Genomic DNA, 19,778 nt, shown 5'->3' with positions numbered 1-19,778 from the left:
GTTATTGCTTATTTAAGATAGGTGTCGTCCATTATTGGGACATTTTTAAAATCGTCCGCACATTGCTGGCACTAGTGGCGATAATATCAATCGCCCCAGTACGTAAGGCCCCCATGATCGCCATCGCTTTTGATGACTCAGATGCAATCGCAATTACACAGGGGATTTTTCTCAGCTCATCAATACTTAAACCAATCACCCGGTCATTCATGACAGTGTCTACATGTTGCCCTTGTGCATTAAAAAAATCATAACCCGCAATATCCCCAATAACCCCTTGATTTAAGCTGGCATCAACAATTTCACGAGGCGTAAACCAACCTAGCTTAACCATATAGCTGTCTTCATTCATGTCACCAATACCAATCAACGCTATATCCGCTTTACGGGCGCGATCTAAGGTTTCCTTGATGGTGCCGTTTTTCATGAATGACTGTTTTAATTCGTTATTTTCAACATAGGCTGGTGCATATAAGGTTTCACTGGTTCCACCAAATTTTTTCGCTAATCGGCGGCTGATATGGTCTGCATTAATCGAATCACCAGGGCGATGAGTCCCGCCTATCCCACAGATAAAACGGCAATCTTTTTCAGGTACAGCTCCTCCGCTGTCTGCCACAACCGCTACATTGCGCCCTTGCCCTACAGTAACAATCATATTGTCGCGTAATGTGGTTGATAAATAATTGGCAACCAACGTTCCAACTTGATAGCGTTGCTCTTCTTCATCTGGATGGTCTAATGCGATTAATGCACGGGATATTGGAAAACGGGAGAGTAATTGTTGCTCTAACTGAGTACTAAAAATAGGATGATAGCGTACGTTGATCTCAACAATGCCTTCCTCTTTGGCGCGCTTTAATAGGCGCCCCACCTTAATCCGCGATATACCAAACTTATTGGCGATCTCTTCCTGAGTAATTTCATCACGATAATACGCTATCGCAATTTCAGTGAGTAGCTCGATATCGGAAGATGTTTGTGATCTATCCATAAGATAGTGGTTTCCTCTTTATTGGTGTTAATCGCAACAAGGATAATAAGGTTTTAGTATAGCGTTTCTAGTGGCAATTAATAAGTAAGTTGTAAAATAGAGTGGATATATACGCCTAAACAACGGTGACGTATATATCCATATAATGACTAGGTTAGGTAATCAGGCATTAGCTAGAGCAGCTTGTTTTTCGACACTTTGAGCCAATTGACATAACAAGAGACAGCAAGAGGTTGCTCCCGCATCTAACACGCCTCTTGAACGCTCACCTAAACGGCTTGCACGACCAATTTTTGCCACTAAATCCAATGTGGAATCACGCCCTGCAATCGCAGCTTCTTGCATTGCGTCAAGCGCTTGTTTAAAGCTTTTACCTGATGTTGTCGCTTCTTCGAATGCTTGGGTCGCGGGGATCAACGTGTCCATTAAACACTTATCACCAACAGTGGCACTGCTGATATCTTGTAATTCAGATAACCCATTTTGCAGCATGGCGAGAAAATCTTGTTGCGTTAGCTCTGTTTTACCTGAAATGCTGTCAGACATGCCCATAAAGAAGCTACCATACAACGGCCCCATTGACCCGCCAATACCTTCCATCAACGCATCTGAAATTTCTTCAAACCCTTCACTCAATGATAGTTGACGACCTTCAATTGCCTTAGCACATAAATTGAAACCTTTTGCCATATTGATCCCATGGTCACCATCACCAATAGCACCATCAATTTCGCTCAGGTATTCACGGTTTGTCACAATAATATTCACTAAATCAAGGGTTACTTCACTGCCACAATCCGTTGATATAACTTGCATAACTGGCTCCTTTACTTAACCTGAGTTAAACCTAATGAATACGCAGGTACATCCATCAGTGTTTTTAATTCATCATCTACCTTCATTAAGGTTAGAGTAACGCCCATCATTTCTAATGAAGTAAAGTAATTACCTACGTAATTGCGAACAATGCGCACACCTTTCTCACTCAATTGTTTTTCAACTTCTGCGTAGTAAATATACAGTTCCATTACGGGAGTCGCGCCCAATCCAGAAACTAGCACCACGACTTCATCCCCTTGTTTTGCCTGCGTATCATCTAAGATTGGCGTTAACATTGTTTGAGCCATTTGTGCAGCAGATTGAATTGGCATGATTTCAATACCCGGCTCACCATGGTGCCCAATGCCTAATTCCATCATGCCATCTTCAATATGAAAATTAGGATGCCCTACCGCTGGAATGGTGCAAGACGTTAGACCGACACCAATAGAATGGCAGTTATTAATAGCTTTTTGTGCTGCGCCAATCACGCCATCTAGGTCATAACCTTTACTGGCGGCGGCGGCACCAACTTTCCACATTAAAATTTCACCGGCTACACCACGACGCTTTTCTTTTTCGCTGGCGGGTGCTGAGGCAACATCATCGGTTGCCACCACCGTTTTAATTTTCATGCCCGCTTTTTCAGCTTTTTTCATCGCCATTTTGACGTTCATGTTATCGCCTGCATAGTTGCCATATAAGCAAGCAACACCAGCGCCACTGTCAGCCGCTTTAAAGGCATCTAAGAATGCGCCTGCGGTTGGTGAGGAAAAAATTTCGCCAATCGCCACCGCATCTAGCATATTTTCGCCAACATAACCTAAAAATGCAGGTTCATGACCAGAACCCCCGCCGGTGACAATCCCTACTTTTCCTGGTACTGGCGCTTGTGGATATTTTAAAACCCGAGCGTTCTCCGTTTGCGCAAAATATTCAGGGTGCGCTTTCAAATAGCCTTGAATCGCATCTTCAACAACAAGATCAGGTTCATTAATGATTCTATTCATAATTCCCTCAATTTACTTATTTTCTGGTGTTAGCTGCATCTTTGCTGACTGTTCAAGCAGTTCTTGCGGTACAGTGATAAATTTCATCAGTATCGCACTAAATAAATAAAGCCCTGAGAAGATCCAAATCACGCCCAATGCCCCAACACTACTAATGAATATCCCTACTAATGCTGGACCAACAAAGGTACTTAACCCAGCACCTAAGTTAAGTACTGACATTGCGGCACCTTTGTTTTCAGGAGCTAGCGTTGGCATGATAGCTGAAAGTGGCACATATCCTGCCAAGCATGCGCCAAACAAACCGGCGGCAATCATCATCAGGGTATAACTGTGACCGAAATAGTACGGTACGTAATAAAACATTAGGGTACAAATCATACAACCGACACAACCGAACCAAATCACAATATTGCGCCAACCAATTCGGTCACTCACAACACCAAAAATAAGGTTAAAGGCAATATTGACAGTCCAAAGTGCGGCATAGATATGTAACCATTCTGTTCGAGAAAAACCAAAGTCAGCGAGAAACATTGGCATGAAGATCACAAAACCATATGCCGCTGATGTGTTAATGGTTCTTACAATGCCCCCTAAACCGATTTTAGGGTTTTCAAATGCGATGGTAATTCCTTTAAATAAATAGCTGAGCGAAACTTTTTCTTTTGGTTTGTCTTGTACATCGCCCGCTTTATTACGATTGAGCGCTATCGCTATAAATGCCCCAATAGTGACAAATATCAGCCCACTCCATAACGTCGCCATTTCACCGAGAATAGGTAATGCATAACTTGAATACATCACGCCTAATACACCTAGCCCGCCACTATAAACGAACCAGAAAATTCCGACGGCTGAACCTAATTTTTTAATAGGTGCTTCATACGCTACCCAAACTAAAAAACCATAAGCAAACATTGGATAACCAAACCCGCGTAAGGCATAAGTTGGGACCATGATAGATAAACTATTGCTTGGCAGCCCGACGGATAAGAAAATAACCGAGCCAATCACAAACATCACAAAGCCAAAAATCATCACTCGACGCGCCGTATAAATCTCAGCAAGCACCCCTGATAACCATGCGGCAACCGCTGCAAAAAAACCATATACACTAAAAAGTAATGAAGATTCTTCAATACTCATTCCACGGCTAATAATAAAAGGCGATAGCCAACCTTGTTCTAGCCCTTCCCCCATCATAAAGATAAGGACGCCAAAATAGCCAAGTAGTAACTTTGGTGAAAAACCCGTTACTTTAGACAATTTATTGATTATCATATCGTTAACCTCAGTGCTTGTTCGCTGGGTTAGGACCTGAATAACAAGCCTTGGTAGGGTGACATTTATTCAGGTCCAATTTTTATCGTTATTTTTTATTTCGCGTTTAATTTGAACCGGCTACAGCATTATAGGTTCGGGTCTAAAACCACTTTAATATGCGGGTCACCTTTCGCCATCATAGAAAAGCCTTCTGCGAATTTTTCTAATGGTAAGATATCAGTGACGACACCTTTTGTTGGGAAATCACCATTACCGATACCTTCAATAACTAACGGGTAGCAATATGGGCCTAGGTGAGAACCTAATAAGTCCAGTTCCTTACGGTCGCTAATAATGCTCCAATCAACGGTCACTGGGTCTTTAAATACAGAGAACTCGACAAATGTTCCAAGTTTACGGATCATTTTCAGCCCCTGTTCTACAGATTTTGGTGCGCCTGTCGCTTCAATGTAGATATCGCAACCGTAGCCTTCCGTCATGTCTTTAACGATTTTATCCACATCATCACGTTTCGGATTCAATACGATATCCGCGCCAAATTCTTTTGCTAGTTCAAGGCGTTTATCAAAGAGGTCTAAAACAACCAGTTTTCCAGCACCAGACTTTTTAATCGCACCAATCATTCCTAAGCCTAATGTTCCTGCGCCTGAAAGTACTACCACATCCCCCAATTTGACATTGGCGCGCTGCACTGCATGTAAGGAGCAAGCATAAGGCTCAATCAAAATGGCATCTTCAATTGGCATATCAACAGGAACATGGTAGTTAATCGCTTCTTTAGTGAATTTCATGTATTGAGCCATACCGCCATTCACATTTTTTTGGAAGCCATACAGGTCATGTTTTTCACACATCCAATATTCACCACGTTTACAAAAACGGCACTCCCAACATGGGACGATTTGTTCGGAAATAACACGGTCGCCCAATGCAAAACCTTCTACCTTTGAACCAAAACCAACAACATGACCAATAAACTCATGCCCTGGGATCATCGGCGCTTTAATATACGCAGGTTGTTCATCATCCCCCCAAAAACTTGGGGCACCTTCGAAGGCTTTCACATCACCTGCACAAATACCGCAAGCTTCTACACGCACTAGAATTTCTTCTTCACTAATTTTTGGCACATCCACCGTTTCTAAACGGTAATCTTTCGGTGCATAAGCAACCACGGCTTGCATTTTTTCTGGGATGCCTGCGCTCATCGTTGCTTTTGAATCACAGTGTTCACACATAGTTCTATCCTCGGCGGTTTGTAAAATGAACATAAGTTCAATGAAGATACAAATTAACCATACCTTCTTTTCTTTATCCTTGCCCATAACCAGATTGTCAAAGTGTGATTTAGAGCAAATATTCTTATAAAATAGCTTTTAAACGACTACTTTTCGCTATTTATCGAAAAAAAATGTAATTTAAAGCCCTAGATCACAGAATCAAGCATACCAAAAATAAAAACACATGTTCACCTATTGATTATTTGTTCATAAGATCCTATTTTCTATTTAGTACAATTGAATAGTTAATGAACATTTGTTCAATCATAAGGATCTCTATCATGCTATCTATTGCCATTGGTGCTGATGACGCTGCATTTGAAATGAAAGATTTAATTAAAGCTCATTTAAAAGAGCTAAATATTGAAGTGACAGATTACTGCTTAAAGACTGGGGTTGAAGATGAAATGTACCCCGACGTTGCTCATGCCGTCGCCACCGCTATCACACAAGGTAAACATCAACGCGGAATTTTAATTTGTGGCACGGGTATTGGGATGTCTATCGTAGCCAATAAAGTTGCGGGGATACGTGCAGCGCTTTGCCATGATACTTACTCAGCAGAGCGGGCACAAAAAAGCAATGACGCGCAAATTATCACTTTCGGAGCACGGGTAATAGGCCCCGAATTAGCCAAAATAATCGTCGACACATGGCTAGCTTCCCATTATGAAGGGGGACGTTCAGCACCCAAAGTAGCCCGTATTAGTGAATATGAAAATGGGGAACGTTAGTTTTAATTTGGGAGTTTTGTTATGTGCACACAAACACAAAATAAATTAGCAAATGCAATCCGCTTTCTTTCAATCGATGCTGTACAACAGGCAAATTCGGGTCACCCAGGTGCCCCTATGGGGATGGCAGACATTGCTGAAGTATTATGGAGAGACTACTTACAACATAACCCAGCCGACCCCTGCTGGCCTAATCGCGACCGTTTTGTGTTATCAAATGGCCACGCCTCAATGTTGCTATACAGTTTGCTTCATTTAACGGGCTATGATGTTTCTATCGAGGACTTAAAGCAGTTTAGACAATTACATTCAAAAACACCTGGTCATCCTGAATTAGGCTACACACCGGGAGTTGAAACCACCACAGGCCCTCTGGGACAAGGTATTGCAAATGCAGTGGGAATGGCTATCGCGGAAAAAACACTAGCGGCTACCTTTAACCGCTCAGGTTTCCCTGTTGTCGATCATTTTACTTATACTTTCCTCGGTGATGGCTGCTTGATGGAAGGGATTTCCCATGAGGTTTGCTCTTTAGCAGGGACTCTTAAGCTCAATAAGCTGATTGCTTTTTATGACGATAACCAGATCTCTATTGATGGTGATGTACAAGGCTGGTTCACCGATGATACCGCACAACGCTTTGAAGCCTATGGTTGGCATGTTATTAGAGCCATTGATGGGCATTCGCGTCCTGCAATTAAAGCCGCGATTGAGCAAGCCCATCAACAAACCTCTAAACCAACATTGATTATTTGTCGCACCACTATCGGATATGGCTCCCCCAATAAAGCGGGAACAGCGAGTTCACATGGTGCTCCCCTTGGGAACGATGAAATTGCATTAACGCGTCAACAATTAGGCTGGGAGTACCCACCTTTTGAAATCCCTGAAGAGATTTACCAACCATGGAATGCAATAGAGCGTGGTGCTGAACAGCAATTACGTTGGGAACAGGCTCTACGGGAATATGCCAAGCAATATCCCGAATTAGCCCTTCAATTAAACCAGCGCTTATCAAACCAACCCACCGGATCATTTAGTTCAGTTATCAATGAGTACATTCAGCACCTGAATAATAACCCAGCAGAAATTGCCACTCGTAAGGCTTCACAAAATGTTCTCGATATTATCGGCCCTGTTTTACCTGAGCTAATGGGTGGCTCGGCAGATTTAGCGCCGAGTAACCTGACTTACTGGTCAGGCTCAAAACCTATCAATGAATATCCTGCGGGTAATTATATTCATTATGGTGTACGGGAATTTGGCATGACTGCCATTGCCAATGGTATTGCATTACACGGAGGGTTTCGCCCTTACACCGCAACCTTTTTGATGTTCTGTGAATATGCTCAAAATGCGGTACGCATGGCCGCCTTAATGAAATTACCGCAAATTCTGATTTACACCCATGATTCGATTGGCTTAGGTGAAGATGGACCGACTCATCAACCGGTCGAACAATTAGCCGCATTGCGGGCTACTCCCAACCTTTCCGTATGGCGGCCCTGTTGCCAAGTAGAAACCGCAGTTGCTTGGCAACAAGCCATACTGCAACAAAATAAGCCGACGGCCTTAGTCCTTTCAAGGCAAAATCTCCATCAGCACTCACGTACCTCTGAGCAACTTACCTGTATCCAGCGTGGGGGGTATATTTTACGAAGTAATAGCCAATCACCTGAGTTATTGTTAATTGCGACGGGCTCTGAGGTCACCTTGGCGGTTGAAGCCTGGCAGGTTTTAACCGCACAGGGTTTTAACGTCAATGTTATATCAATGCCATCCACTGATACTTTTGATAAACAACCTGATGAATATAAACAACAGGTTTTACCTAATCATGTTCGTCAACGTATTGCCATTGAAGCTAGCATTGATGATTACTGGCGTAAATATGTTGGCTTGGATGGGTTAATAATGGGAATGAATAGCTTTGGCGAATCTGCACCTGCTAAGCAGTTATTTGACTATTTTGGTTTCACTATTGAAAAGCTAATTAGTATGTCACTTTCATTATTACAGGCCGATAAATAATTAAAGCTAAGTTTTATTAAAATTCGTTATCCTACTTTGTAATTATTATTACAAGCCAAATAATAACATTATTATTTGGCTTATTTTTAATTAGATAATTATTGAATACTATATCCACCATCAATAACTAAATTATGTCCAGTGATCATATCAGATGCATCACTGGCTAAAAATAACGCACATGCCGCAATTTCTGACGGTTCAGCAAAACGTCTAGCAGGAATTTTTTCTTTCATTTCATCACCTTTCTCCCCTTCCCATGCTTTTTTACCTAATTCCGTCATCACAATAGTTGGAGAAATTGCATTAGTTTGTATCCCTTTAGGGCTCCACTCCAGCGCTAATACTTGAGTTAAGCCAATGATCGCTGCTTTACTGGCACAATATGCGGCATGCTGATCTAAAGCAATGACCCCTGCTTGGGAAGCCATATTAATTATCTTCCCTTTTCCTTGTTTAATCATGATATTACCAACTGCCTGACAAACAAGAAAGGTACCTTTTAAGTTCACATTCATGGTTAAGTCCCAATCAGACTCTGCTAAATCTTCCGCAGGAGCTAATGCCACAATCCCCGCACTATTTACAGCAATATCCAATGAGCCATAATGCTGTAAAACCTGTTGAACCATTTCTGAAACTGACTCAGAATTTGTGATATCACATTGAATACCTAAGCTATTTCCTAGCATTTTAGCTACCTCAGTAACCTTTTCTGATTTATCAACTAAGGCAACTTTAGCCCCTTTCTCGGCATATAACTGAGCAATGGCGAGCCCAATACCTGCGGCTCCCCCTGTGATCACGGCCACTTTACCATCAAGAGAAAAGTTGGTGTTATATCCACTAAATTTTTTCATTATAATTCCTTAACATCATGATGTGATATTTAATAAAAATATAATATGAATACGATGGTGAAACTGAAACACCATGATATTCGATGAGAGTTAATTAATATTTAGTTTTACTAATATAATAGTGTTACAGGTTTAAATCTATATTTATAATTTATAAAAATGAGCCACTTCTCATATTATTAGAAATGAAAAATAAGATTAAGAACATTTGTTCACAATTAAATTCAAACTGATTATTTGTTTATATTAACATGAGTATTTAATCCATTTTTTCGATAGCACAATGACAGATTATAAAACAATCATAGTCCCCTATTGATAGTCCTTTAACCACTATCTGCATAATACAGTATAAATTTAGCAATAACTGGCGCATAATATTAGTTATATCTAAATTGATATTGAACAACGTAAATGTACTGTCATCAGATAAAATAATGGAATGGGTATCATTCGCGTTAAACTGCGTATTTTAGTTAAATAGGTCATTGATAATATGGAACAAAACCATTTACTGCTACAATTGAAGGATATTGGTTATACCATTGATGGGAAAACAATTCTCGATAATGTGCAGATTAACCTACAAGCAGGTGATTTCAAATTAATCACAGGGCCTTCCGGTTGTGGAAAAAGCACCTTATTAAAAATAGTGGCATCTTTAATTTCCCCCACTCAAGGTTCGATCACCTTCAAGGGAAAAGATATCAATACTATTTTACCAGAAACCTATCGCCAACAAGTTTCATACTGTACGCAAACGCCTGCTTTATTTAGCACAACAGTATATGATAATTTGGCATTTCCATACCAAATAAGAAAGTTACCTTTCAATAAAGATAAGATAATAAGTGACTTAAACTATTTCTCACTGCATGAAACTATTTTAGAAAAAGGTATCAATGAGCTTTCTGGTGGGGAAAAACAACGTATTTCTCTTATCCGTAACTTACAATTTTTACCGCAAATTTTGCTATTAGATGAAATAACCAGTGCCCTTGATGAAGAAAATAAAATCAAAGTAAATGAATTTATTCACCACCTTACCACTGATAAAAAAATCGGGGTGTTGTGGGTAACCCATGACCAAGATGAAATATCTCATACCAATGAGGTTATTACCCTTCCCATTCATCATGAAGAATAATAGGATATTACTGTGCACCAACCAGCCATCTCCAATGAATCACTAACATTTTCGGTCATGTTAGTTTTAGTGGCTATTTTTATTAGCCATAAAGAAAAACTTTCCCTAGAAAAAGATATAATTTGGAGTACCTGTCGAGCTATCATCCAGCTACTAATAGCGGGTTATATCTTAAAATACATCTTCAATGTTGATCATAAACTGCTCACCATCGCCTTAGTCATGTTTATTTGCGTTAATGCTGCGTGGAATGCCAAAAAAAGAAGTAAGTATATTGATAAAGTTTATGTTACGGCATTAATAGCGATTACATCTGGTACATTCCTAACGCTGCTTATCCTAATATTATCCAACGCAATAGAATTTACGCCTATGCAAGTCATCCCTATAACGGGCATGATAGCCGGGAATGCGATGATAGCCGTAGGATTATGCTTTAATAACCTTGGTCAACGTTTTGCCAGTCAACAGCAACAAATCCAAGAAATGCTGAGCTTGGGAGCAACACCGAAAGTGGCTTCTGCTTCCATAATCCGCGATAGTATTCGCGCATCATTAATCCCCACGGTTGATTCAGCTAAAACAGTTGGAATTGTTAGCCTTCCCGGCATGATGTCGGGGTTAATTTTTGCAGGCGTTGACCCACTGCAAGCGGTCAAATACCAAATTATGGTGACATTTATGCTACTGGGAACCGCCAGCCTTTCAACTATCTTGGCCGGTTATATGACTTATACCAAGTTTTATAATCAACGGCATCAACTCTTAGTCACAACACTCAATAAGTAATTCGCCATAGCCCGCCTGTAAGTTAATTTTGTGCAGGCGGTTTCAATCATCATTATTAGCGTGGATTAGCTTATTCCTACTGGCAAGACTTCAATCAGTTGAGCTTGGCTATTTTCGTTATCAATTAAATTAAAAATATGATTAAGCATAGTAGGCACATCTTGTTTAACCATTTCAATATCATTACCTAGCAATGCAACAAATGGGTCCCAGTCGAAACAACCTAAATTAGGTTGCTGTAACCCAGTATACCCTTTATGCCCTAACCAACGCATCACTCCTTCTAATGAAATTGTTGAATTAATAAATAAGCCACATTCCGCTATCTTTTGCGGGTCATTATTATGCTGCTTAAAGAAAACAGAGAGCGCTTTTTCTGCTTTTTCAGGCGCATAGCCACAAGCCAAAATATTTTCACTGGGGACATCTATGCTTAGCTCGCGATGGGCATCAATAAACCCGCGAATACGCTCGCGAGTATTATGATCATGCTCACGTCCACCAATAAAAATTAGAGCGGCGCCCTGTATAAGTGGCGTTTTTTGTTTGCGCAAAATACGTTGGGTTAGCGTTTTCGCCCCGAGATAATTGTCTGAAATGACCGAAGACGCCAATGTGCCCGGCAAGTCTAAATTCAAAGTAGGCACGCCGGAGACTTGGCAGATTTCCGTAATTTTATCGGGGTTGGTTGCCCCTGTCGAAATCAACCAATCCACCTGATATGAAAGCATAGCGCGTGCCGCTTCAATTTCGAGTTTAGGATCACGTCGCGTACAGGTGATAATAGGAAATAGCCCTCTTTCACGTGCCATTTCCTCAAAATGCTCAACAATTGAACCGAAATAACGGTTGTCATATTTGGGTACTAACATGCCGATAATTTTAGACCTATTGCTGCGTAATAAGCTGGCCTGCTTATTTACAGAATAATTTTGTTCTTCCGCGATACGCATTACTTTCTGTGCAAGCTGTGCGCTAATCCGCCTTTTTTGCCAATTTCCATTGAGTACAGCACTCACCGCACTGGCTGAAACCCCCGCTAATTCTGCAAGGTCGTAGATCGTTGTTTTCTTATTTTGTCTGATCTTTGTCACAGATTCATATCTCCATTTTTTACTAGCTTGACACCAAAGTAGAAAAGTCGCAATACTGCTACATCGATTGAGCAGAACTGAAATTGATGAATTCTGAGCTGATATAAAACAAAAAAATATTATCAGTCTTTCATATGTAGCCACCTATCCGTTCCTGTGACTCATTGTCATTTCATTGATTTCACAATGCTTTTTATTCTTATATTTCCGCTAAAATATCCAATTGGAGTAAAAATTATGGCTATTTCCATTGAAAACAAAGTCGCAGCAATCACAGGTGCCGCTTCTGGTATCGGTCTTGAGTGTGCTCGTACACTGATCAAAGCAGGCGCTAAAGTCGTTTTGATAGACCGTGCTGAAGAAAGATTGAATCAACTCGTGGCTGAACTTGGCGAAAACGCTATTCCATTAGTCATCGATTTGATGAACCCCAAACAAGTTGATGGGATGTTAGATGAAATCCTAAAAAAAGCAGGTCGTTTAGATATCTTCCATGCCAATGCGGGTGCCTATATTGGTGGGCCCGTTGCTGAAGGCGACCCCGATGTATGGGATAAGGTATTGAATTTAAATATTAATGCAGCTTTTCGTAGTGTTCGTGCCGTATTACCACATTTTATTGCTCAAAAGTCTGGCGATGTATTATTCACCAGTTCAATCGCTGGGGTCGTTCCTGTGATCTGGGAACCAATTTACACTGCATCAAAATTTGCCGTTCAAGCGTTTGTCCATTCTACGCGCCGCCAAGTCTCTGAGCATGGTGTGCGTGTTGGTGCAGTATTACCAGGCCCTGTTGTCACCGCACTACTCGACGATTGGCCGCAGGAAAAAATGGATGAGGCATTAGCTAATGGCAGTTTAATGCAACCGATTGAAGTGGCTGAAGCCGTTTTATTCATGTTGACGCGCCCCAAAAATGTCACTATCCGTGATTTAGTTATCGTTCCAAATAGCGTCGATCTCTAACCTACCAACTTGTCATAGATTACAGCCCACATCTTGGAGGAAAAAATGAGTAATCCAACGACCTCATTAAATAATAATGACAATGTCGTTATTGGTATTGATGTTGGCACCGGTAGCGCGCGTGCCGGTGTTTTTGATATGGCTGGTAATATGCTAGCCTCAGCCAAACATGATATTTCACTTTTTCGCGATAGCGCTAATTTTGCGGAACAGTCGAGTAATGAAATATGGAAAGCAGTTTGTTACTGTGTCAAACAAGCGATCACCTCTTCTAATGTAAAACCACAACAAGTGGTTGGAGTCGGTTTTGATGCAACCTGCTCACTGGTCGTCATTGGACACGATAAGCACCCGATCACTGTTAGCCCGTCGAATGACCCTGAACGTAACATCATTGTGTGGATGGATCATCGAGCGACTGAACAAGCAGAGCGTATTAACCAGTTAAAACACCCCGTTTTAAATTATGTGGGCGGCAAAATTTCTCCAGAAATGGAAACACCAAAGATATTGTGGTTAAAAGAAAATTTACGCCAAACCTATGATAACGCATGGCAGTTTTTTGATTTAGCTGATTTTTTGACATGGAAATCAACGGGTTCACTGGCACGCTCAACCTGCACCGTCACCTGCAAATGGACCTACCTTGCCCATGAAAAACGTTGGGATGCTGATTATTTCCAACAAGCTGGTTTATCTGAACTGGTCGAAGAAAATTTCTCCCGCATTGGGCAACAAATCGTTGAGCCGGGCACGCCTTGTGGTTCAGGGTTAACAGAACAGGCCGCACAGCAAATGGGCTTACTCGCAGGCACTCCTGTTGCTGCCGGTATGATTGATGCTCATGCAGGAGGGATTGGGACTGTAGGTGTGAACGGTGATGCAACTGCAAATATGGCCTATGTATTTGGTACCTCTTCATGCACCATGACAACCACCAAAGAACCTGTTTTTATACCTGGGGTCTGGGGGCCTTATTATAGCGCTATGGTTCCTGGTATGTGGTTAAACGAAGGGGGACAAAGTGCCGCTGGTGCTGCAATAGACCAACTGCTTTCATTACACCCAGCCTCAGCGCAAGCTCAAATAACAGCCAAAGGACAAGGGAAATCATTACCTGTCATGCTAGCAGATTTAGTTCTAGAAAAAGCTGATTCTCCTTCTCAATCCGTTGAACTAGCACAAAAAATACATGTTGTCCCAGAATTTCTAGGTAACCGAGCGCCTTTTGCCGATCCACATGCAAGAGCTGTGATTGCAGGTTTAACAATGGATAACAGCATGGAAAATTTACTGTCTTTCTATGTTGCCGGTGTTTGTGGTATTGGGTATGGTTTGAGGCAAATTATTGAAGCACAAGCTAAATCAGGTGCTTCAATCGAAAATATCGTTATTAGTGGTGGAGCGGGTCAACACCCACTAATCCGCCAATTACTTGCAGACGCATGTGGTGTGCCAGTTATTTCAACCCGAGCAAGTGAACCTGTATTGCTGGGTTCCGCTATCCTAGGTGCTGTTGCAGGAAAAGTCTGTAATGATGTCGCACAGGCTATGAATAAGTTTAGTGCGATTGATTTAACTTACCACCCGAATAAGGCCTATAAAGCGCATCACGATATACGGTTTGCGTCTTTTTTACACTTACAGAAATGCGCTAGAGAGTTAAAAGGTTAAATAACTATTAGCTAGCCTTATCTAGCCTTATAATGAAGAAAGCCGCTTTATGGCTTTCTTCTCTCTGTTCCCTGTTTATTTGTATGTTGAACGGATAAAAAGCCCTTACCGACTAATCTCAAAAGCAATATTTTTGCCATAATGCATTTACCATCTCCATCGGTAATAAGTCATAGTCCCCTTCAACCATTGGAATAGACATTGTGACTCTACCATCATTATAGGTATACGCTTTCACAATAAATTTTTTGTACCCTTCTAACTTAGCATTTTTTACGCGAAAAACTTCGCCACAAACATAGCCTAAGTCCCCTTTGTCTGCTGTTTGCCGAATAAAATTATATTTCACTCCTTTAAATGACGCAGATTCAGGATAAGACAAGTAATCTTCCACACTACTTTTTGCCATTTTTACCAAATCAGGTGTTGGAGCATAATTCATCGTTACTCCTAAAATAAAAGAGCACCCAGTTAACAATAAGATTGTGAGCAACTTTATGATATTCATGTTTTTAAGCTCTCATAAACGCAATGACACAGCCAATTGACCAAAATGACACAACAGTACTTCTCTCAAAAATACCTGAGTAGTTATTTTTAGCTAATTGTAAGTAAATAAGAATTAATTTAATAATAGATGGTACTACCTACTTAAGAATACCTTATTAGGCAACCGCATTTGACCTAATCGCTATTTTCCGTAATAGTAATAATCTACGTAAATAGACACAACTAGTTTCATATAGGTTATTCGTATTTATACTTTATTTTACCCATCACATGAGTAAGTATACCAGCATTAAGCTAAAAATATAAATAGTACCCGAAAGATTAACTGTTTCAATTTGTATTTTTTTCACAAAAAGCGTTTCTCTTTTATATGATAGAAACAATAATTGGACTTAATTGTTAATTATCATTTAATAGTAATCACTTCAAATATATTATTAAACAATTCGAATTAAGAATTAGTGTGTCTAATTGTTAATAAACTCATATAATGCGTATATAGACTCAGTATATGAGTAAATTATTTATTTATTTTATTATTGAGTAATTTTATAAATAAGATTATCTCTTCCAAGAAAAACACACAAAAGATAAAAGTAAATATAAATCAATAAATTACAATCAAAAGGAAAGTTAGGTTATCTTCTTCTACTAGTTTCATAAGTAGCGTCATTACCTTTCCATTATCAATATTATTTTACATCCCATATTGCCCACAGCCAAAAAACCAAAACAAAAAATATCGTAATGAATTGATTAATAATTGAAAATTATCGATAATGAGATTGCAATGAGCATTTTGAAAGTGATAAAAAACAGATTAATACAATAATTTAACAAATAAACCATAAGAATATTTAACGATATCATTATGATTTAAATCTTGTGTGTACCTCAAACATCTCCCAATTCGTCTAGTTAAACTAACCCAAATTACAGAATATTCCTATAAAAACCCCCTATTAAACTAATACATAAAATTTTCCGACTAAAAATGACAAATTTAAATTTCAAATTCAGGTAGCATTGCCTTCCAAAGAAAAAGGGTATGCCATGACACAAATTCAATTACTTTTGCTTGCAACCAACAATATAAAAAACAATACAGACCTAAGCCATTCTCAAGAATCTTATGTTTACCAATACTATTATGCTAATGTGGCTAATCAGTTTGGTTGTATTAAAAGCTATATTGCTGAGTTTATTAAACAAACCTCTTCCGCCTTAGATAATGACCCACAGTTATCGGAACAACGTCAACAAATATATTCAACCGTTGAACGTTATTTGGAAATAGCTGAAAAACGTTATATTCAGAGACAGAAATTGCTTCAGAAACAATGAAAGTACAGATGTAACAAAGGCCTGCAAATGAGGCCTTTACCGATACAACTCCGTTTTACCTACCTATCTACTGCTCTTGTAACTCCAATTCCGCTATCACTGGCAGATGGTCACTGACACTTGACCATTGAAACTCTTCGCTATCCGTTGGTATTTGCATTTCATTTACATTCCACACTTGCCCTTTAAATGTAAAAATGTGGTCTATGTCAATCGCTGGATTAACTGCTGGCCAACTACGATAATCCGTCCCTTTTTTCTCAACGGGCTGCCACATATAACGGATTTCTTGAATAGGTTGTTCATTAGCCGTTGAGTTAAAGTCACCAGCTAATATTTTTATTGATGCAGCTATATTATCAAAACCAGTGTCTGTATCCCCAATGCTCGCATCTAAAATATGACGAACCTGCCCAATACGCACTGTTGGGTCTTTTTGCCAATCAAGATGAGTCCCCATTATAATAATTGGCGCATCAAAACCCGGTTTTGTTATCTGAGATAATAATACAACACGTTGCTCCGCATCGCCTGAAGGCAAGTTAATGACTTTTGATTTTTCAATTTTATATTTTGATAAAATTCCTACGCCATATTCACCACCATCAAAATCTAATGCTTTACCAAATGCAAAGTGCATCTTGTTAGCCTTAGCGATTTCCTCCAGTTGATTAACATGTTTACTGCGCGCCGTTTTGTTATCAATTTCGGTTAAAACAATGACATCTGCATCAATTCTCGCAATTGCTTTATTTAAAGCATCGAAATTTTTCACATCTGATGCCAACTCGTTCTTTCCGATATTATAAGTTGCAACTTTAATCGTAGGCTTATTCGCGGTATAGACCTTATTCGGCGTACCTCCGTCTTGCACCTTAAGTACTTCAGACCCCGTGGTTGTTGCTAATGCACCGCAAGAAACTAAAATTGCGGTAGAAATAACTGTTTTTAATAATTTCATTATATTTCCCCTGCTATTGTCTAAAGCTATAAAGAGGTCAATACCCGTCAAAAGTCTAAACTTAAGTACAGGTGAAATATGACCTACTAATATACTGTAGCAAGGAATAAGAATGATGCAGTGACCAAGTCGACAATCTTATTTTGAGAGCCAAAAAAACAATCTTTTTTAGAACAAAAAAGTGACTTCTTATAGAATTTCTTGTTTAAGAGACAGTTAAATAACAAAATAGTGTGACTAAATCGATACCCCCCTATGCACTTTGCCTAGCTTCGAACTTATAAGGGAAAATGACTTCTTCTTGTCTCTGTGAAAGATCACCGTCAGTATCCGCTAACCATCTTTGCAACTTCTTGGCAGCTTCTCTCGCCATTTTGCTATAATCAATGCGTACCGAAGTCAAGGATGGGTGAATATGGTCGCAATTTGCGGACCCTTCAACACAAGCAACAGCCAACATTTTCGGCACTTTAATCAAGCGCCTTTGACATTCAAAAATAACCCCTAACGCAATCATTTCGTGGCTACAAATCACAGCCTCAAGTTCAGGCTGACGAGTTAGCATTTCGCTAATTGCCTGACGTCCAAAATCCATGGTAGCAACATAAGGAGTCGTAATGCTTTGATCTGCACTTTGGTTATATTCGAGCATGGCCTTATTCCAGCCACTTAGTTGCTGGCTTTGCATTTTATTATCCATTTGAGCGCCAATATAGCCTATCTTCTTATACCCTTTTTGTAACATATAATGTGTTAAAAAATTAACCGCTTCCCCTATATTACTTTTAATATTCAATGTAAATGGATGACTCCCTCCCCCTGCAACACTGATAACAGGTATATCTACATTTTTAAGGTAGGTGTATACCCCCTCTGAATTAATCGCACCAAAAATGATCAAGGCCGCAGGGTTACTCTGTAATAATGTAGATAAAACTTCAGATTCTTTTTTCTGCTGATAGTCATGACTACCAATGACAACTTGATAATTATTTTTATTCAAAACCTCTTGTAATGATTGTAGAAATACCGAACTAGCATTATCACGTAACGACGGAATTAAAACGGCGACTGTTCGGCTTTGGCCTGACGCCAAAATACCCGCAGCTGAATTTGGAATATAACCCAGTTCTTCAACTGCCTCGTTGATTTTTTCACGTAATTTGTCTGAAACCAATTCAGGCGTACGAAGCGCTCGGGATACTGTCATTGACCCAACACCTGCATATTTTGCAACATCTTGCAGCGTGACTCGCCCTGTATTTTTTCTTTTTCGTGTTTTTTCCATAAAATACTTTTAATTAGCCTAAACTTATTATTAACCCGAGTAACTTACCATAGGTTGAATTTGTTAATCAGCCAACAAGTGTCCTGAATTAGTATTTGTTCGCTATTTTTATTCAAAATGATAGCGCTATCACGAAAATGAAAGTTTAAGCTAGATAGCGCTACCATAGATCACTACTATTCATTCAACCATTAAAAAAGATAAAAATTCAGCATACCAGGAGTAACTCTATGCTAACGACATTACTGACCCCTAACGTCATTCAGGTCGTCGAAAGCGCCACTGATTGGCAAGATGCGATAAAAATCGCCTGTAGCCCTTTGGTTAATAATAAATTCATCGAACCAAGATATATTGATGCCATTATTAAATCACATGAGAAAATTGGCCCTTATTATGTATTAGGACCTGGCATTGCGATGCCACACGCACGCCCAGAAGATGGCGTAAATCAATTATCACTAGGTTTAACTGTTATTAAACAAGGCGTTGAATTTGGTTCTGAAGGCAACGACCCAGTTAAGTTATTAATTGTTCTCGCAGCAACAGATAGCAACAGCCACATTGGCGCTATCGCAAAGTTGGCGGAGCTTTTTGATAATCAAGAAGATATAGACAGCATCATGCAATCAGAAAACGTAGATGACATTCTTAGCATCATCGCTAAATATGAATAATTAAATATTAAGGTAAATATTATGAAAATTACTGTTGTTTGTGGAAATGGTTTAGGCACAAGTTTGATGATGGAAATGAGCATCAAAAATATTTTGAAAGACTTACAAGTAAGTGCTGATGTAGATCACGTCGATTTAGGCTCAGCAAAAGGAACTGTAAGCGATATTTTTGTAGGAACAACTGACATTGCAGAGCAATTGGTTGCCCAACAAGTTGGTGGCGAAATCGTAGCGCTCGATAACATGATTGACAAAGTCGCGATGAAAGAACGCCTGTCTGTTGCTTTACAAAAACTTGGTGCAATGTAAGCGG

Annotated in this window: 19 protein-coding genes; 9 read left to right on the top strand and 10 right to left on the bottom strand. The window is 39.7% G+C overall.

Going from position 1 to position 19,778, the window contains the following annotated elements; genetic code table 11:
- Positions 1-31: 31 nt before the first annotated feature.
- The 5 genes from RB151_RS09410 to RB151_RS09390 form a co-directional block, all read right to left on the bottom strand.
- Positions 32-994: a sugar-binding transcriptional regulator gene (locus RB151_RS09410; RefSeq protein ID WP_042844114.1), complete on the bottom strand. Its 963-nt coding sequence runs from the start codon at positions 992-994 to the stop codon at positions 32-34.
- A gap of 162 nt (positions 995-1,156) precedes the next feature.
- A complete protein-coding gene (gene dhaL, locus RB151_RS09405) occupies positions 1,157-1,810 on the bottom strand; it encodes a dihydroxyacetone kinase subunit DhaL (RefSeq protein WP_042844115.1) in 654 nt (217 codons plus the stop codon).
- Positions 1,811-1,821: 11 nt separating this feature from the next.
- Positions 1,822-2,823, bottom strand: coding sequence for a dihydroxyacetone kinase subunit DhaK (locus RB151_RS09400; protein ID WP_071548012.1), 1,002 nt, complete (start codon positions 2,821-2,823; stop codon positions 1,822-1,824).
- Between the two features lie 12 nt (positions 2,824-2,835).
- Complete coding sequence (locus RB151_RS09395; RefSeq protein ID WP_042844117.1) at positions 2,836-4,107, bottom strand: MFS transporter; 1,272 nt, start codon at positions 4,105-4,107, stop codon at positions 2,836-2,838.
- A 128-nt stretch (positions 4,108-4,235) separates the two neighbouring features.
- Positions 4,236-5,348: an MDR/zinc-dependent alcohol dehydrogenase-like family protein gene (locus tag RB151_RS09390; protein WP_042844118.1), complete on the bottom strand. Its 1,113-nt coding sequence runs from the start codon at positions 5,346-5,348 to the stop codon at positions 4,236-4,238.
- Between the two features lie 323 nt (positions 5,349-5,671).
- Here RB151_RS09390 and rpiB point away from each other — a divergent pair, with 323 nt between their 5' ends.
- The gene (gene rpiB, locus RB151_RS09385; RefSeq protein WP_042844119.1) at positions 5,672-6,124 is read left to right on the top strand and encodes a ribose 5-phosphate isomerase B; all 453 of its coding nucleotides are present in this window, start codon (positions 5,672-5,674) and stop codon (positions 6,122-6,124) included.
- A 21-nt stretch (positions 6,125-6,145) separates the two neighbouring features.
- Positions 6,146-8,155, top strand: a complete 2,010-nt coding sequence (gene tkt / locus RB151_RS09380) for a transketolase (protein ID WP_071548011.1) — start codon at positions 6,146-6,148, stop codon at positions 8,153-8,155.
- 98 nt (positions 8,156-8,253) lie between these two features.
- Here tkt and RB151_RS09375 read toward each other — a convergent pair whose 3' ends face one another.
- Positions 8,254-9,018, bottom strand: coding sequence for an SDR family oxidoreductase (locus RB151_RS09375; RefSeq protein WP_410054824.1), 765 nt, complete (start codon positions 9,016-9,018; stop codon positions 8,254-8,256).
- 493 nt (positions 9,019-9,511) lie between these two features.
- On the opposite strand from RB151_RS09375, the gene fetA reads away from it, so the two are divergent.
- Positions 9,512-10,162 (top strand): iron efflux ABC transporter ATP-binding subunit FetA, encoded by a 651-nt coding sequence (gene fetA / locus RB151_RS09370; RefSeq protein WP_071548009.1) that lies wholly within the window; start codon positions 9,512-9,514, stop codon positions 10,160-10,162.
- 12 nt (positions 10,163-10,174) lie between these two features.
- A complete protein-coding gene (gene fetB, locus RB151_RS09365; protein WP_042844124.1) occupies positions 10,175-10,951 on the top strand; it encodes an iron efflux ABC transporter permease subunit FetB in 777 nt (258 codons plus the stop codon).
- A gap of 65 nt (positions 10,952-11,016) precedes the next feature.
- On the opposite strand, the gene RB151_RS09360 is transcribed toward fetB, so the two are convergent.
- Positions 11,017-12,045, bottom strand: coding sequence for a substrate-binding domain-containing protein (locus RB151_RS09360; protein WP_071548008.1), 1,029 nt, complete (start codon positions 12,043-12,045; stop codon positions 11,017-11,019).
- A gap of 237 nt (positions 12,046-12,282) precedes the next feature.
- On the opposite strand from RB151_RS09360, the gene RB151_RS09355 reads away from it, so the two are divergent.
- Both RB151_RS09355 and RB151_RS09350 read left to right on the top strand, forming a co-directional pair.
- The gene (locus tag RB151_RS09355) at positions 12,283-13,011 is read left to right on the top strand and encodes an SDR family oxidoreductase (protein WP_042844127.1); all 729 of its coding nucleotides are present in this window, start codon (positions 12,283-12,285) and stop codon (positions 13,009-13,011) included.
- Between the two features lie 45 nt (positions 13,012-13,056).
- Entirely contained in the window at positions 13,057-14,685 is a 1,629-nt protein-coding gene (locus RB151_RS09350; RefSeq protein ID WP_071548007.1) for an FGGY-family carbohydrate kinase, read from the top strand.
- A 118-nt stretch (positions 14,686-14,803) separates the two neighbouring features.
- Here the strand turns inward: RB151_RS09350 and RB151_RS09345 are convergent, their stop codons facing one another.
- The gene (locus RB151_RS09345) at positions 14,804-15,127 is read right to left on the bottom strand and encodes a hypothetical protein (RefSeq protein WP_225832900.1); all 324 of its coding nucleotides are present in this window, start codon (positions 15,125-15,127) and stop codon (positions 14,804-14,806) included.
- Between the two features lie 1,121 nt (positions 15,128-16,248).
- Here RB151_RS09345 and RB151_RS24300 point away from each other — a divergent pair.
- A complete protein-coding gene (locus RB151_RS24300; protein WP_048606965.1) occupies positions 16,249-16,539 on the top strand; it encodes a hypothetical protein in 291 nt (96 codons plus the stop codon).
- A gap of 67 nt (positions 16,540-16,606) precedes the next feature.
- Here the strand turns inward: RB151_RS24300 and RB151_RS09335 are convergent, their stop codons facing one another.
- Together RB151_RS09335 and RB151_RS09330 are read right to left on the bottom strand one after the other, a co-directional pair.
- The gene (locus tag RB151_RS09335) at positions 16,607-17,500 is read right to left on the bottom strand and encodes an endonuclease/exonuclease/phosphatase family protein (RefSeq protein ID WP_071548006.1); all 894 of its coding nucleotides are present in this window, start codon (positions 17,498-17,500) and stop codon (positions 16,607-16,609) included.
- Between the two features lie 253 nt (positions 17,501-17,753).
- Positions 17,754-18,788: a LacI family DNA-binding transcriptional regulator gene (locus tag RB151_RS09330; protein ID WP_042844132.1), complete on the bottom strand. Its 1,035-nt coding sequence runs from the start codon at positions 18,786-18,788 to the stop codon at positions 17,754-17,756.
- A 230-nt stretch (positions 18,789-19,018) separates the two neighbouring features.
- Here RB151_RS09330 and RB151_RS09325 point away from each other — a divergent pair, with 230 nt between their 5' ends.
- Together RB151_RS09325 and RB151_RS09320 are read left to right on the top strand one after the other, a co-directional pair.
- Positions 19,019-19,465, top strand: a complete 447-nt coding sequence (locus tag RB151_RS09325) for a PTS sugar transporter subunit IIA (protein ID WP_042844133.1) — start codon at positions 19,019-19,021, stop codon at positions 19,463-19,465.
- 21 nt (positions 19,466-19,486) lie between these two features.
- Positions 19,487-19,774, top strand: a complete 288-nt coding sequence (locus tag RB151_RS09320; protein ID WP_042844135.1) for a PTS sugar transporter subunit IIB — start codon at positions 19,487-19,489, stop codon at positions 19,772-19,774.
- The last annotated feature ends 4 nt before the right edge of the window (positions 19,775-19,778 follow it).

Source organism: Providencia rettgeri (genome assembly GCF_001874625.1).
GTDB classification, from domain to species: domain Bacteria; phylum Pseudomonadota; class Gammaproteobacteria; order Enterobacterales; family Enterobacteriaceae; genus Providencia; species Providencia huashanensis.
Note: the sequence above shows the minus strand (reverse complement) of the source record. Positions and strands in the feature narration are given on the sequence as shown.